The sequence below is a fragment of the Occallatibacter savannae genome (genome assembly GCF_003131205.1).
Classification (GTDB): domain Bacteria; phylum Acidobacteriota; class Terriglobia; order Terriglobales; family Acidobacteriaceae; genus Telmatobacter; species Telmatobacter savannae.
In genome coordinates this window covers 216,214-229,894 of record NZ_QFFY01000003.1, presented here as the reverse complement: position 1 = coordinate 229,894, position 13,681 = coordinate 216,214, and the positions used below count along the sequence as shown (strand labels likewise).

Sequence of the window (13,681 nt, the reverse complement as noted above, 5' to 3'; positions counted from 1 at the left end):
ATGAGCCAGAAACTCATCACCATCATGACGCCGTGCTTCAACGAAGAAGCCAACGTGCGCGAAGTTCACCGTCGACTGATGGAGACAGCCGCAAAGCTACCCGGCTACCGTTTCGAGCACCTCTTCATCGACAACGCCTCAACCGACCGCACCGTCGAAATCCTCCGCGAAATGGCCGCCGAGGATCCATCTGTCAGGGTGATCGTCAACGCCCGCAACGTCGGCGGCGCGCGGTCCGGCATGCACGGCTTCCTCAATGCGCGCGGAGACGCCATCGGCAGCCTCTTCGCCGACCTTCAGGACCCCCCCGAGCTCTTCATCGACATGGTTCGTGAGTGGGAGAAAGGCTACCCCATTGTCGCCGCCATCAAGAACACCAGCGAAGAGAACGGACTCATGTACCGGGTCCGCACTTTCTATTACCGCCTGGTCGCGCGCCTCACCAACGTCAGCGTCCTTGAACACTTCACCGGTTTCGGCCTCTACGATAAATCTGTCTTCGACAAAATTCGCAGCGAATTCCCAGACCCACATCCCTACTTCCGCGGCATCATCGCCGAACTCGGCCTGCCGATCGCGAAGGTCTACTACAACCAGAAGCGCCGTGAGCGCGGCATCTCCAAGAACAATTTCTACACGCTTTACGATTTCGCGATGCTGGGCATCACCAATTTGTCCAAGGTGCCTCTGCGCCTAGTCATCTTCGGCGGATTTGTCTCCGCCTTCTTCAGCTTCCTGCTCGGAATGTTCTATCTCACCTACAAGCTGATCTTCTGGCGCAGCTTCAGCGTCGGCATCGCTCCCGTTGTTCTCGGGCTCTTCTTTCTCGGGTCCATTCAGCTCATCGCGCTCGGCATCATCGGCGAATACGTAGGCTCCATCCATACGCTGGTCCTCCGCCGCCCGCTTGTCACCGAGAAGGAACGCATCAACATGGACGACGTGCCGGTTGACGATTCCGATTCAGATGCAGCCTCCGCCGTCCTTACCGGTAGCTCTCCACGGTCCGCCTGAACCCCTCTTCAATGCTGGTCGTCGCCTTCCACCCGAGCGCGTGAATCTTCCCGAGGTCCAGCTCGAATCCCTGAACCGCTGACGGCACATACGCGTCTCCAGCGCTTCGCGCCTGCCGCACCACCTTGCACCCCTGTTCTGGAAACTGCCTACAAAGCATCTCCGCCAGCTCCAGTACCGAGCACTGCATCCCGCTGCCCAGGTTGTAGGCCTCGCCTGCTTTGCCAGTCAGCAGCACTCGAAAGTGGGCCTCTGTCGCGTCCGCCAGGTAGCAGAACGGGCGCGTCGCGCTTCCATCGCTCTTCAACACGATGTCTTGCCCCGCGACGATGTTCGCGACAAAATCCGCAAACACCCGCCCGTCGTTCAACTCCATTCCCGGCCCGTAGGTATGCGACAGGCGCACGATCTTCGCCGGCACCCCGAACTGCGCGTGCCAGCAGGCGCACAGCGTCTCTCCGGCCCGCTTGCCCTCCGCGTAGCATGACCTGACGTTGAGCGGGTCCAGATACCCGTAGTCGCTTTCCTTCACTGTCGAACAGTCGGCCGGCTGCCCATAAACCTCTCCGCTGCTGAAGAAAAGGAATCCCTCGCTCTCCGATGCGTGCGCGAGCTGCAGCAAGTGTTGCGTCCCGATCACATTGGCCTCGAACGTCCCGACCGGATCGACACCGAAAAACTTCGGACTCGCCTGGCTCGCTGCATGAACTACGAAGTTCACCGCTGTCGGCCCCGAATACGCATCCCGTACGTCCTGAACATGCACCGTGAGATCCCGCCGGCCCTCGAACTCTCCGAGTCGCCTCATCGCCTTCTCGCGATTCCGGACCATGGCCACAACATGAATCCCCGCATCCGACGTGTCGTTCAGATGAATCAGCGTCTCCAGCATGTAGGCCGGCACGAAGCCATTCGCGCCCGTAATCAACACCGTCTTCCCGAAGAATCGTTCCCAGGGAAGCGGACTCGCGACAATCCTCCTCAGATCTTCTTCGACAATCGGATGTCTCTTCGTTCTCAAAACTCCTCCGAGCCCGCAAAGTCCTTGCCGAACTAATCCTCTAGTGGCGGAACAATCATCTGCGCCCTGAACTCCTCGCGCGGCAACCTCGGAGCCATGTCCTCCATCGGCAAGCTCACGATCGTGCCATCACCACGAATCATCGATGTGGCCCTCGGCGCGGTCACCTGATCGGCAGACACATTCACCGCACAAACCATCGGCCCCGGCGATTCCAGCACTTGCTTCACCTTCTCGCGTAGTCCCTCATGATCTCGGATTTCACAGCTCGCGATGCCGTAAGCCTCGGCCACCTTGCACACATCCGGCAACGTCAGATGGCTCGATGGATCGCTGCCCACCAGCCTGCCCTGGAAGTGCGTTCTCTGCGACGTAATAATCGACGCGTAATTCCCATTGCACAGAATGAAGTACTTGATCGGCAGATTCAATCGTCGCACCGTCTCCAGATCTTGAATGTTCAGCTGGAATCCGCCATCTCCATTCACGCAAATCGTCCGTCGCCGGTCGCTCGCCAGGCATGTGCCGATCGTTCCCGGAAGCCCAGTCCCCATCGCCCCCAGCGTCGGCGAATTCACCACCCGCTGCCCCTGCTTCAACCGAAAACACTGCAGAAAGATATCGCTGCACGCTCCCGAACTTCCCGGCGCAAGCACGTCCTCCGGCCCGCAAAGGTCGGACAACACATCCACCAGCACGTACGTGTTTACAAACTGCGACTCCCGCCAGTACTCCGGCAGAATCACGGGATACTTCTCTCTCCACTCCCTCGTACGCGCCAGCCACGGCCCGACATCCGGCAGATTCACACCCTCGAGTTGCCTCAACAACTCCGAGACAAAATCCCGCGCATCGAAGTTCGCCGCCACATCCACCGGCATGTCCAACTTCGCCAGCTCATGTTCATCAACATCGACAACGATCTTCCGCGCCCCGCGTGCGAAGTTCCTGTGGCTGAATGCAACCTGCGGCATATCCAGCCGCGCACCGATTACGAGAATGCAATCCGCATTCTGCTGCGTGAAGTTCGCCCCTCGCGACGCCACCGAACCCGGCCTTCCCGCAAAGTACGAATGCTCATCCGGCAGCATATCCATCGACTTCCACGTCAACAGAGTCGGTACCTTCAGCTTCTCTACCAGCGCGCCGACCAGCCCTTGCACATACGCCAGCCGTGCCCCATTCCCGATGAACAACACCGGCCGCTCAGCCTTGCGCAGCATCTCGATTGTTTCGGCCACCTGCTTGCGCAGCACATCACGGTTTACAACCAACGCCTCGGGCCGAAATCCTTCGAGGTCTTTCTCCTCGGTCATTGCCGACTGCACATCAAGCGGAATATCCAGCCACACCGGCCCGCGCCTGCCCGAATTCACAAGATGCCAGGCCTTCTCCAACTCGTATCGAATGCTGTTCGGCTCAACAATCGTCTTCGCGTACTTGGTCAGAGGCTTCACCACCGACACGACATCGAGCTCCTGCGGACCCATCGAACGGACCCCGCGCCCGGTCATCAGGTCAGCCCGCTTTACCTGTCCCGATAGAAACACGCACGGTGTCGAGTCCAGCCACGCCGACGCAAGGCCCGTCACTGCATTCGTGCCGCCCGGCCCAGTCGTCACCAGAACGGCGCTCGCTTCGCTCGTGAATTCCGCATGCGCCTGCGCTGCAAAAGCGCATGCCTGCTCATGGAGGCAGCAGACGTACTCCAGCCCCTCCTGGCGTCCCACGGAATCCACCAGGTGCATGCACCCGCCGCCCGTCAGCATGAAGATCCGCCGAATCCCCGCCCCATGCAGGAAGCGCATCACGTAATCAGAAAGCTTGATCAAACACCCACCGCCATCTTCGTAAGCTCGTCCAGCAGCTCCTCTACGCTCAGCTTGCTGTCGTTCCAGGGCTGCGGATAAAGCAATGTTTTCAGCCCGCGCAACTGTGCCTGCCGAATGTTCTCCGCCGAATCGTCAACCAGGATGTCGCCGCACTTGATCCAGTCAAGAAACTCACCCTTGGTTCGATCGTAAGCAGGGAACTGATCGTCCCTTCGCGTGTGCACGACCCCAAAGCATCGAATCCACGCCCCAAAGTGCCGCATCACCCACTCGGCAACGTCCGGCGCCGAGCCCAGCGGCCGCGCAGTCAATCCGATATGCCGGAATTGTGCCCCGTACTGCCCCATCCACTTCAGCACAGCCGCATTCGGAGCCATCTCTCTTGCCCGGTCAGTGGCTCTGAACTCATCAATTGAAAGCAGATACTCCTCGCGCGCGATGCCGAGCACCGCATCGGGTGGGTTCTCTCTCAATTCGCGATAACCTAAGGTGCACTCCGGCCGCTCGCATTTCCAGCAGTGCGTGAACCACTGCAGCATCAGGTCGTTCAACACATCGTCAACATCCCAAACGATGGTGAGCATCACCCGATCCAGTACGTCACAAATGTTTTCCGATTGCCATTCGCCATGATTGCCGGATCGCTGTAGAACGAATCGTCTTTGGAATAACTCGACGAAACCTCCTCAATAATCGCGCCATGCGTCGTCCAGAACGAGTGCTTCACGCCATGCGAAATCGTGATCACCGAGTTCGACTTGTGCGTCGTCCTCTTCCCATCCAACTCCACCGTCACATCGCCATACAGAATGTGATACGTCTCGTCCTTCTGGTTGTGCCACTGCTCTGGATGCTTCTGGCCTGGCAGAACGACCATCAGTCGCTTGCAGTACTCGCGGTTCACCACCGTAATCGCCGTAAGCCCGCTCTCGCGAAACTTCTCCAGCCCGTAGTGATGCGAAATCTCAAGATCGCATTGTCCCGGAACCTGCACCTTGCTCTTCTTGATCAGGCTCTTCACGTCCGAAACAATCTTGTATACAAGCTCGCGCGTGTTCCGCGCCGTCACCTCATCCGTCATCACGGGGCCGTTCGCCGCGATATTGTTCTTCGCAACGTACTCGCTGTACTTCGAGAAGTCCTGCGCAACCAGCTGATCCTTCACGTTCGGCATCGCGAAAAACACATTCGCGTGGTCGATCACCTCGCCGGCCTTCACCGCTTGCCGCACAAACGCTCCGCGCGCCAGATCGCGCAACGCGGCCTGTTCCCCCGGCGGCGCTGGATACCGCTTCTCCATGCTGCCCATCATGGTCATCGCATCGGACGCCGACTCAAGCCACTTCCGAACCTGAGCCGGCGTGGCACTGTACGCGTTGATCGCGTACTTCTCAGTCGGCACGCCCACATGCTTCTCAAACATCACCGCGCCCAGCGCAATCGCGATCTTCACCGCCTCGAAGTTGTCCGGCCGTTCGTGCGTGGAATACCCCACCTCCAGCTCCGGATACCGCTTCTTCAATAACGCAATCTGCCCTAGGTGCAGATGGTCGTCGGGCGCAGGATACTCACCAACGCAGTGCATGATCGCCAGCGACTTCTCCCGATGCTTGAAAAAGCTGACCACCCTGTCGATCTCCTCCAGCGGCTCGCCTGCGGTCGATGCCACAATCGGCAAATCGTACTGCGCAATCCTCTCCAGCAGCGGCCAGTCACTCACATAGCAGCTCGGAATCTTCATGAAATCGAACCCATGCTCGACGATCTTGTCCACAGAGTTCTCATCCCACGGCGTACACATCGACAGAAAGCCGGCCTCAACAATCGCGTCCTTCAGCCTCTTGTAGTTCTCCCAGCTCAGGTGTGTCTCAGAGAAGCGCTTCACGTACTTCAGATCGAAGCGATCCTTGTATGCCGGATGAATGCAGCTCGCGATATCCCGGTACTGCAGCTTGACGCAGAACGCAAAAGGGAACCCCTCGGAGGCGGCTTTCAACTCACGCACGATGCGTATGCCGTGCTCCACATCTCCCATGTGGTTGTTCGCCATTTCGTAGATAAAGAGCGGCCGCTGACCGATGTTTCCCATGCAATATCTCCGTTACTTGGAACCGGCTGCGTTCAGCACCGGCAGCCCCGCGTTCTGCTCGCGAACAAAACCTCGAATGGTTTCCGCGACAAAATTCAGCATCTCTTCCGTGAGCCCCGGATACACACCGATCCAGAACACATTGTTCATTGCGAAATCGGTGTTCTTTAGGTCTCCGATCACGCGGCGCTCGCACCCTTCGTAAGCCGGCTGCCGCAGCAGGTTCCCCGCAAACAGCAGCCGCGTGCCGATCTTCTTCGCCTCCAGCGCTCGAACGAGTTCCTGCCTCGTGAAGGGCGCGCTCTCCCGCACCCCAATCGGAAACCCAAACCAAGACGGGTCCGCCCCCGGCGTTGCTTCCGGCAGCACCAGCACATCCTCCAGCGGCTTCAAAGCCTGATAAAGATACCGGAAGTTCTCCTTCCGTCTCTCAACGAACCCAGGCAGCTTGTCGATCTGCGACACGCCCAGCGCCGCCTGCATGTCGGTCGCCTTCAGGTTGTACCCAATGTGCGAGTAGGTGTACTTGTGGTCGTACCCGCAGGGCAGGGAACCGAGTTGCCACTCAAATCGCTTGCCGCAGGTATTGTCCTTCCCCGGCTCGCACCAGCAATCCCGTCCCCAGTCTCTAAAGGACTCGATAATCAGCTGCAGCGCCGGCTTGTCCGTCAGTACCGCTCCACCTTCTCCGAGCGTGATGTGATGCGCCGGATAGAAACTCACCGTCGCCACATCCCCAAACGTGCCCACATGCTGGCTCTTCCACGTCGAACCCAGGGCATCGCAGCAATCTTCAATCAGCCACAGGTCATGTTTCTTTGCGAAAGCCGTCACCGCGTCCAGGTCGAACACATTCCCCAGCGTGTGCGCGATCATGATCGCCCGCGTCTTTTCGCTCCTGGCGGCTTCTAACTGAGTTACATCGATCTCATAACTCGGCAGAGTTACATCGACAAACACCGGGATAAGCCGGTTCTGGATGATCGGGTTTACCGTCGTCGGGAACCCGGCCGCCACCGTGATGACTTCGTCACCCGGTTTCAGCCGCCGATCGCCCAACTTGGGAGATGTCAGCGCAGTCAGCGCCAGCAGATTCGCCGACGACCCCGAGTTCACCAGCGACGCGCCGCGAACACCCCCAAATCGCGCCAGCTTCCGCTCGAAATCCTTCGCAAATCGCCCCGTGGTGAACCAGCCGTCCAGGGCCGATTCCACCACTGCTCCGATATCGGCTGCATCCACCACCTTGCCCGACACCGGAACAGGCGTGACCCCCGGCTGGAAGTCGGACGGCAGAAATGCTTCGGCAAAGTACTGCGCCGTTAACTCAAGAATCTGCTGCCGAAGCCGACCACTGCCATTAGTCATGGGGGATACACCTCCCAGCATACTCAATCGAATCATCGCGGTGTACTGTATTACTCAAGGAAAGCAACCAAGGTACCTAGTTGAGTTCCAGCTGCCGTGCGTTCGCGGGTTAACCGGCAGCAAGGGGATCAAATGAAAGCAGTTATCCTGGCCGGAGGCTTCGGTACCCGGCTCAGCGAAGAAACTACAGTCCGCCCCAAACCGATGGTTGAAATCGGCGGGCGCCCTATCCTCTGGCACATCCTCAAGATCTACTCCCAGCACCAGATCAACGACTTCATCATCTGCTGCGGCTACAAGGGCTATCTCATCAAGGAATACTTCGCCAACTACTTCCTCCACATGTCCGACATCACCTTCGACATGCGCGAGAACCGCATGCAGGTTCATCAGAGTGTCGCCGAGCCCTGGCGCGTCACCCTCGTCGACACCGGCGACAACGCCGGCACCGGCGGACGCCTTCGCAACATAGCTCGCTATCTCGATGGCGAAGATGCCTTCTGCATGACCTACGGCGACGGCGTCAGCGACGTGAACATCACCGAAGAAATCGCCTTCCACCGCGCTCACGGAAAGCAGGTCACCGTCACCGCCGTTCGCCCCGCAGCACGCTTCGGCGGTCTCAGCCTCGAAGGCAATCACATCACCGCATTTCAGGAGAAAGTTGAAGGCGAAGGCGGCTGGATCAACGGCGGCTTCTTCGTGCTCTCCCCCTCGGTCATCGATGAGATCGCCGACGAGACAACGTCCTTCGAACGCGAGCCCATCGAGAGCCTCACCGCCAAAGGAGAAGTGCAGGCCTACTTTCACAACGGCTTCTGGCAGCCCATGGACACCGTCCGCGAGAAGCAGCGCCTCGAAGAGTTGTGGGCCAGCGGGAGCGCTCCATGGAAAACCTGGTGAGCAGCCCAATCACCCAAAGCCGGTCCCAGCAAGATCGCTCTTCCTGGGAAGGTCGCCGCGTCTTCCTCACGGGCCACACCGGATTCAAAGGCGGATGGCTCGCACTCTGGCTGGCGGCCAAGGGCGCGCTGGTTCGCGGCTACGCCCTCGATCCAGCAACCCAGCCAAATCTCTTTTCCGATGCGCGCGTAGCCGACATCCTCGATGACGATCGCGGCGACATTCAGGACTACCCCAAACTCGAAGCCTCCCTCGTCGATTTCGAACCCGAGGTCGTCTTTCATCTCGCCGCCCAGCCCCTCCTTCGCCGTTCTTATGTCGACCCGCTCGGCACCTACGGCACCAACGTCATGGGCACCGCCAATCTTCTCGAGGCCGTTCGCAAGACCTCCAGCGTCCGCGCCGTCGTCTGCGTCACCACCGACAAGTGCTACCAGAATCGGGAGTGGGCGTGGCCATACCGTGAGACCGATCCTCTCGGCGGTCACGACCCCTACTCCTCCAGCAAGGCCGCAGCCGAAATCGTCGTCTCCGCATTCCGCGATTCCTATTTCCCGCTCAACCGCCTCTCTGACCACCGCGTCGCCATCGCCACTGCCCGCGCGGGCAACGTCATCGGCGGAGGCGACTGGTCCGAAGATCGCCTCATCCCCGACCTCATCCGCGGATTCGAATCCGGCAAGCCCGTCCTCATCCGCCGCCCCAACGCGATCCGCCCCTGGCAGCACGTTCTCGAGCCTCTCCACGGCTACATCACCCTTGCCGAGCACCTCCTCGCCGGTCGCGCAGAAGCGGCCTCAGCCTTCAACTTCGGCCCCAGCGAAGACGATGCATGGCCCGTCGAACGTATCGCCGACAGAATGGTGAACCTCTGGGGCGCAGGTGCATCCTGGGTCCGCGACAACGCCCCGAGCGTCCATGAAGCACACTACCTCAAGCTCGACTCCAGCAAGGCTCGCGCAGAACTCGGCTGGCGTCCGAGCCTCAACCTTCAAGCAGCCCTCGACTGGACGCTTCACTGGTATCGCCTGCGCGCCACCGGCGCAGACATGGCCGCCGAGACCCGCGCCCAGATCGCCCAATACGACCACCTCCTCCATCCATCAACGGCTGAATAACTCGCTCTTTCCGAACGAGTCTCGTCCCCTTGTCTCCTCGTCCCCCGTCCTCCCGTCCCCTCGTTCCCTTGTCACCTCGTCCCCTTGTTCCCTCGTCCCTCCTGCTCCATCTGCACGCTGATAAACTCGAACCGTGCCAGCCACCGTTCCGCCCCCCTCGCCAGCCTCGACAAGCGACCAAGCCAAGCCTCCCGTCTTCCTCCTCGACGCCATGTCGTTCATCTTCCGCGCCTACCACGCGATGCAGCGCAGCCGGCCCATGTCGACGCGCTCCGGCCTGCCCACGGCCGCCATTTACGTCTTCGTCAACATGATCCGCAAGCTCCGCGAGGACTTCTCGCCTAAATATTTCGCCGCCGTCTTCGACCCCAGCGGAGCCGTATTCCGCGACGAACGCGCCAAAGACATCGGCACCCTCCGCAAGTGGAACTCCAAGCTCCAGTCCTTTGAAGAAGTCGCGTACGACGGCTATAAAGCCAAGCGCGAATCCATGCCCGATGACCTTCGCCGCCAGGTCCCCTACATTCGCCGCTCCCTCGATGCGCTGCGCATCCCTATCCTCGAAGCCCAGGGCTTCGAAGCCGACGACGTCATCGGCACCCTCGCGCGCGAAGCCGCCGAGCAGGGCCACGAGGTCTACATCGTCTCCGGCGACAAGGACATGATGCAGCTCGTCTCCACTCACATCAAAGTCCTCAACCCGCAAAAAGACAACCTCATCCTCGATGCCGAAAAAGTGAAAGAAGTCCTCGGTGTCCCGCCCGAAAAGGTCGTCGACGTCATGGCCCTTCGCGGAGACACCATTGACAACATCCCCGGCGCCCCCGGCATCGGCGACAAAGGCAGTGTCGACCTCATCGTCGAATTCGGCAGCCTCGAAGCCGTGCTCGACCGCGCCTCCGAAGTCAAGCGCAAGAGCTACCGCGAGTCCCTCGAGCAGAACCGCGACGCCGTCCTGCTTTCCAAAGATCTCGTCACCATCGATTGCCGCGTTCCTCTCCCGCTCGACCTTACCGCAATGCAGACGCAGGAGCCCGATCTGGAGGCCTGCCGCACGCTCTTCACCGAGCTCGAATTCACCTCCATGCTGCGCGAACTCGCGCCATCCGCATCCGCACCTCAACTCGAAATTATCGAACAGCCAACGCCCGAACAGGCTGCCGCCTTCTACGCCGCAGCCCGCGCAAACGGCTTCTCCTTCGCGCTCGCAGCCAAAGAACCAACCGAACCCGAAACCGAGTCAGAAGAACCCGAGCCCCCGCAGACCCTCTCTCTCCTCGACGTCGTCGAAGAAGCCGAGAAGAAAACGGAATCCAGCATCGGCGTCAGCGCCGAGCCCGGCAGAGGCCTCTGCCTCTCCCTTACGACCGAACTCAAGTCACTGTTCGAAGATCCAAAGATCCCCAAGCGCGTTCACGACCTCAAACTGTCTCTCCACGTCCTCTGCGGACTCGGCGTCGATCTGCAGGGCAAAGTCGACGACTCTCAACTGCTCTCCTACGCGCTCAACCCCACCCACACCACCCAGACTCTCGCCGACGTGGCCGCTCGCCACAATCAGGCGCCGCCCGTCTCCCTCGCTGCTTCCGCCGCCATTACAGAAACCCTCGTCACCAACCTGCGAGCTGAAGCCGAGCGCAGCAGCGTCACCAGTGTCTACGAAACCATTGATCTTCCTCTCGCCCCCGTCCTCTTCCGCATGGAAAAGAACGGCGTTCGCATCAACAAGGAAGTGCTCGCCCATCTCTCCGCTCGCTTCGGCAGCGAAATCCAGCGAGTCAGCGAACGCGTCTACGAGCTCGCCGGTGAGCGCTTCAACATTGGCTCCCCCAAAAAGCTCGGTGAAGTCTTATTTACCAAAATGAACCTGCCCATGCCCATGAAGTACGGCAAAGGCAAAGTTGTTTCCACAGCGCAGGACGTACTCGAACCCCTCGCCGAAAAATTCGAAGTAGTCCGTCTCGTCCTCGAATTCCGCCATCTCTCCAAACTCAAGTCAACCTACATCGACGTGCTCCCCGCTCAGGCCGACGCCGATTCCCGAGTGCACACCACCTTCCAATCAGCGGCAACCTCCACCGGTCGGCTCTCCTCCTTCAATCCGAACCTCCAGAACATCCCTATCAAAACCGAATTAGGCCGTGAAATCCGGGCCGCCTTCACCGCCGCTCCCGGCACTGAGCTGCTCTCTGCCGACTACTCGCAAATCGAGCTCCGTCTCCTCGCTCACTTCAGCGCCGACCCGCTCCTCGTGCGTGCCTACCAGCAGAACGAGGACATCCACACCCTCACCGCAAGCGAAGTCTTCGGCGTTCCCGCGGAAACCATGGACAAGGAGACCCGCAACCGCGCCAAGGCCGTGAACTTCGGAATCGTCTACGGCATATCGCCGTTCGGTCTTGCCGCCCAGCTCGGCATCCCGCAAACGGAAGCCCGCGCCTACATTGATCGCTACTTCGAACGGTACCAGGGAGTCAAAGAGTTCATCAACAAAACACTCGAGGACACCCGCCGCGAAGGCGCCGTCCGCACCATGTTCGGCCGCGTCCGCCCCATCCCCGACATCACCAGCCGCAACTCGAACGCCCGCGGATTCGCCGAGCGCACCGCGGTCAACACGCCGCTCCAGGGCACCGCCGCCGACCTCATCAAGCTCGCCATGATCTCGCTCGATCGCAAGCTCACGGAACGCGAGCTCAAGACCCGCATGGTCCTTCAGGTCCACGACGAACTGCTCTTCGAAGTCCCCCACGACGAGAAAAAGGAAGTTGAAGACCTCGTCCGCTCCGAGATGGAAGGCGTCGTCAAGCTCAACGTCCCCCTCGTCGCCGACCTCGCCTTCGGCCCCAACTGGCGCGACCTCTAGAGGCTATTGATTCGGTCGTGCCCCGTTCATCGCAGCTCCATCGCGATGAGCTGGCAAAGATATCGCGATCCAACCACTCTCCCGCATTCGCCTAAATGCCCAACTCCGCCCTGATCGCCTCCGCAATCGCCTCCGCATGTCTTCGCATCGCCTCACCGCTCTCGGCTTCGATCATCACCCGCGCCAGCGCCTCTGTTCCTGAATACCGAATCACCACTCGCCCCGAGTCCCGCAGTTCCTCTTCTGCCGCCCGGATTCGCGCCGCAACAGCCGGAATGTTCTCCAGCGGCTTTTTCTCCCGCACCTTCACATTCACAATCACCTGCGGAAATACCTTCAGATCCGCAACCAGCTCGTCGATGCTTTTGCCGCTCCGCGCAACCAGATCCAGCACCACAAGCGCTGTCAGCAGACCGTCCCCCGTCGTCGCCAGGTGAGGGAAGAGGATGTGCCCCCGACTGCTCTCCTCCCAGCGCAGCACCGTTCTGCTGCATCTGCTCGAGCACGTAGCGATCACCCACCGGAGCGCGCAGCATCTGAATTCCCGAGCGCTTCAACGCAGCCTCCAGGCCCATGTTCGACATCGTGGTTGCCACGACCACATCCCCGCTCAGCAACCCGCGACTCTTCAGATCGCGCGCGGCCAGCAGCAGAATCGCATCCCCATTGATGACGTTCCCATGCGCTCCGGCAAGCATGCATCGATCCGCGTCCCCATCAAACGTCAGCCCCATCGACGCGCCGCGCTTCTTCACCTCCGCTGCCAGCCACTCTGGGTGCAACGCCCCGCAACCGTCGTTGATGTTTCTGCCATTCGGAGCAACATTCAAAACCGCGAACTCGTCAGCATCGACCACGCCCAGCTTCGCAAACAGCTTTGGCGCAACCGCGGCAGCGGCGCCATTCGCGCAGTCCGCGACGATACGCAGCCCCTGCAGTCGCAGATCGGGAACGCAGCTAATCAGAAAGTCAATGTAATCTTCCTGCAGCGCGGAGTTGTCTTCAACCGCCGGTAGGCCCTTCGCGTCCGGAACATTTGCGCTCTCTGCATGGCGGAGAATCTCATCTTCCATCGCCAGCTCTGTCGCATCCGGCAGCTTGAATCCATCCGGCCCGAACAGCTTAATGCCATTGTCCCGCCATGGATTGTGCGACGCTGAAATCACCACTCCAGCATTGAATCCGCGTGTCCGCGCCAGGTACGCCACCGCCGGCGTCGGCACCACTCCCGCGCTTTCCACATCAACCCCGGTCTCCCGCAGCGCCGCTGCAATCGTCGCCGCAATCCACGGGCTCGACTCGCGCGTATCCCGACCCAGCAGGACCTTCGGCTTCTCCATGTCTCGCAACGAATGCCCGAGTGCCAACCCCACCGCGTAAATCGTCTTCGCATCGAGAGGTGGTTCCCCTGCGACTGCCCGAATCCCATCCGTTCCAAACAGCTTGCGTGTCCCTTGCTTGCTCATATCC

The 13,681-nt window shown here is 60.3% G+C and carries 10 protein-coding genes and 1 pseudogene; 4 read left to right on the top strand and 7 right to left on the bottom strand.

From position 1 onward, the window contains the following. Entirely contained in the window at positions 1-1,014 is a 1,014-nt protein-coding gene (locus tag DHV10_RS12730) for a glycosyltransferase family 2 protein (RefSeq protein WP_109486755.1), read from the top strand. Here DHV10_RS12730 and DHV10_RS12725 read toward each other — a convergent pair. Genes DHV10_RS12725 through rfbH form a run of 5 tightly spaced genes read right to left on the bottom strand, consistent with a single transcriptional unit; the run spans position 986 to position 7,324 of the window. Then, the gene (locus DHV10_RS12725) at positions 986-2,035 is read right to left on the bottom strand and encodes an NAD-dependent epimerase/dehydratase family protein (protein ID WP_109486754.1); all 1,050 of its coding nucleotides are present in this window, start codon (positions 2,033-2,035) and stop codon (positions 986-988) included. The genes DHV10_RS12730 and DHV10_RS12725 overlap by 29 nt on opposite strands. Positions 2,036-2,067: 32 nt before the next feature. Then, positions 2,068-3,867 carry a thiamine pyrophosphate-binding protein gene (locus DHV10_RS12720; protein WP_109486753.1) on the bottom strand — a complete coding sequence of 600 codons (1,800 nt, stop codon included), beginning with the start codon at positions 3,865-3,867 and terminating at the stop codon, positions 2,068-2,070. Then, positions 3,864-4,451: a hypothetical protein gene (locus DHV10_RS12715; RefSeq protein WP_109486752.1), complete on the bottom strand. Its 588-nt coding sequence runs from the start codon at positions 4,449-4,451 to the stop codon at positions 3,864-3,866. Before DHV10_RS12715 ends, DHV10_RS12720 begins: the two co-directional genes overlap by 4 nt. After that, complete coding sequence (locus tag DHV10_RS12710; RefSeq protein WP_109486751.1) at positions 4,451-5,956, bottom strand: N-acetylneuraminate synthase family protein; 1,506 nt, start codon at positions 5,954-5,956, stop codon at positions 4,451-4,453. Before DHV10_RS12710 ends, DHV10_RS12715 begins: the two co-directional genes overlap by 1 nt. A gap of 12 nt (positions 5,957-5,968) precedes the next feature. Beyond that, positions 5,969-7,324, bottom strand: a complete 1,356-nt coding sequence (gene rfbH, locus DHV10_RS12705) for a lipopolysaccharide biosynthesis protein RfbH (RefSeq protein WP_204101406.1) — start codon at positions 7,322-7,324, stop codon at positions 5,969-5,971. A gap of 132 nt (positions 7,325-7,456) precedes the next feature. On the opposite strand from rfbH, the gene rfbF reads away from it, so the two are divergent. From rfbF to polA, 3 genes are all read left to right on the top strand, one after another. After that, the gene (gene rfbF, locus DHV10_RS12700; RefSeq protein ID WP_109486749.1) at positions 7,457-8,227 is read left to right on the top strand and encodes a glucose-1-phosphate cytidylyltransferase; all 771 of its coding nucleotides are present in this window, start codon (positions 7,457-7,459) and stop codon (positions 8,225-8,227) included. After that, entirely contained in the window at positions 8,212-9,345 is a 1,134-nt protein-coding gene (gene rfbG, locus DHV10_RS12695) for a CDP-glucose 4,6-dehydratase (protein WP_109486748.1), read from the top strand. Before rfbF ends, rfbG begins: the two co-directional genes overlap by 16 nt. 133 nt (positions 9,346-9,478) lie before the next feature. Then, positions 9,479-12,211: a DNA polymerase I gene (polA, locus tag DHV10_RS12685; protein ID WP_275425918.1), complete on the top strand. Its 2,733-nt coding sequence runs from the start codon at positions 9,479-9,481 to the stop codon at positions 12,209-12,211. 91 nt (positions 12,212-12,302) lie between these two features. On the opposite strand, the gene DHV10_RS28095 is transcribed toward polA, so the two are convergent. Together DHV10_RS28095 and DHV10_RS12680 are read right to left on the bottom strand one after the other, a co-directional pair. Continuing rightward, positions 12,303-12,515, bottom strand: a complete 213-nt coding sequence (locus DHV10_RS28095; RefSeq protein ID WP_338042609.1) for a hypothetical protein — start codon at positions 12,513-12,515, stop codon at positions 12,303-12,305. Positions 12,516-12,611: 96 nt separating this feature from the next. Beyond that, positions 12,612-13,677 (bottom strand): annotated as a pseudogene (locus tag DHV10_RS12680) (phosphohexomutase domain-containing protein); the annotation flags it as partial. Positions 13,678-13,681 lie beyond the last annotated feature (4 nt).

What these genes read in the sequence shown, in the direction of transcription:
- rfbF (WP_109486749.1), top strand. Translation starts at nt 7,457, where the DNA reads ATGAAAGCAGTTATCCTGGCCGGAGGCTTCGGTACCCGGCTCAGCGAA.
- DHV10_RS12730 (WP_109486755.1), top strand. Translation starts at nt 1, where the DNA reads ATGAGCCAGAAACTCATCACCATCATGACGCCGTGCTTCAACGAAGAA.
- rfbH (WP_204101406.1), bottom strand. Translation starts at nt 7,324, where the DNA reads ATGACTAATGGCAGTGGTCGGCTTCGGCAGCAGATTCTTGAGTTAACG.
- rfbG (WP_109486748.1), top strand. Translation starts at nt 8,212, where the DNA reads ATGGAAAACCTGGTGAGCAGCCCAATCACCCAAAGCCGGTCCCAGCAA.
- DHV10_RS12710 (WP_109486751.1), bottom strand. Translation starts at nt 5,956, where the DNA reads ATGGGAAACATCGGTCAGCGGCCGCTCTTTATCTACGAAATGGCGAAC.
- DHV10_RS12715 (WP_109486752.1), bottom strand. Translation starts at nt 4,451, where the DNA reads ATGCTCACCATCGTTTGGGATGTTGACGATGTGTTGAACGACCTGATG.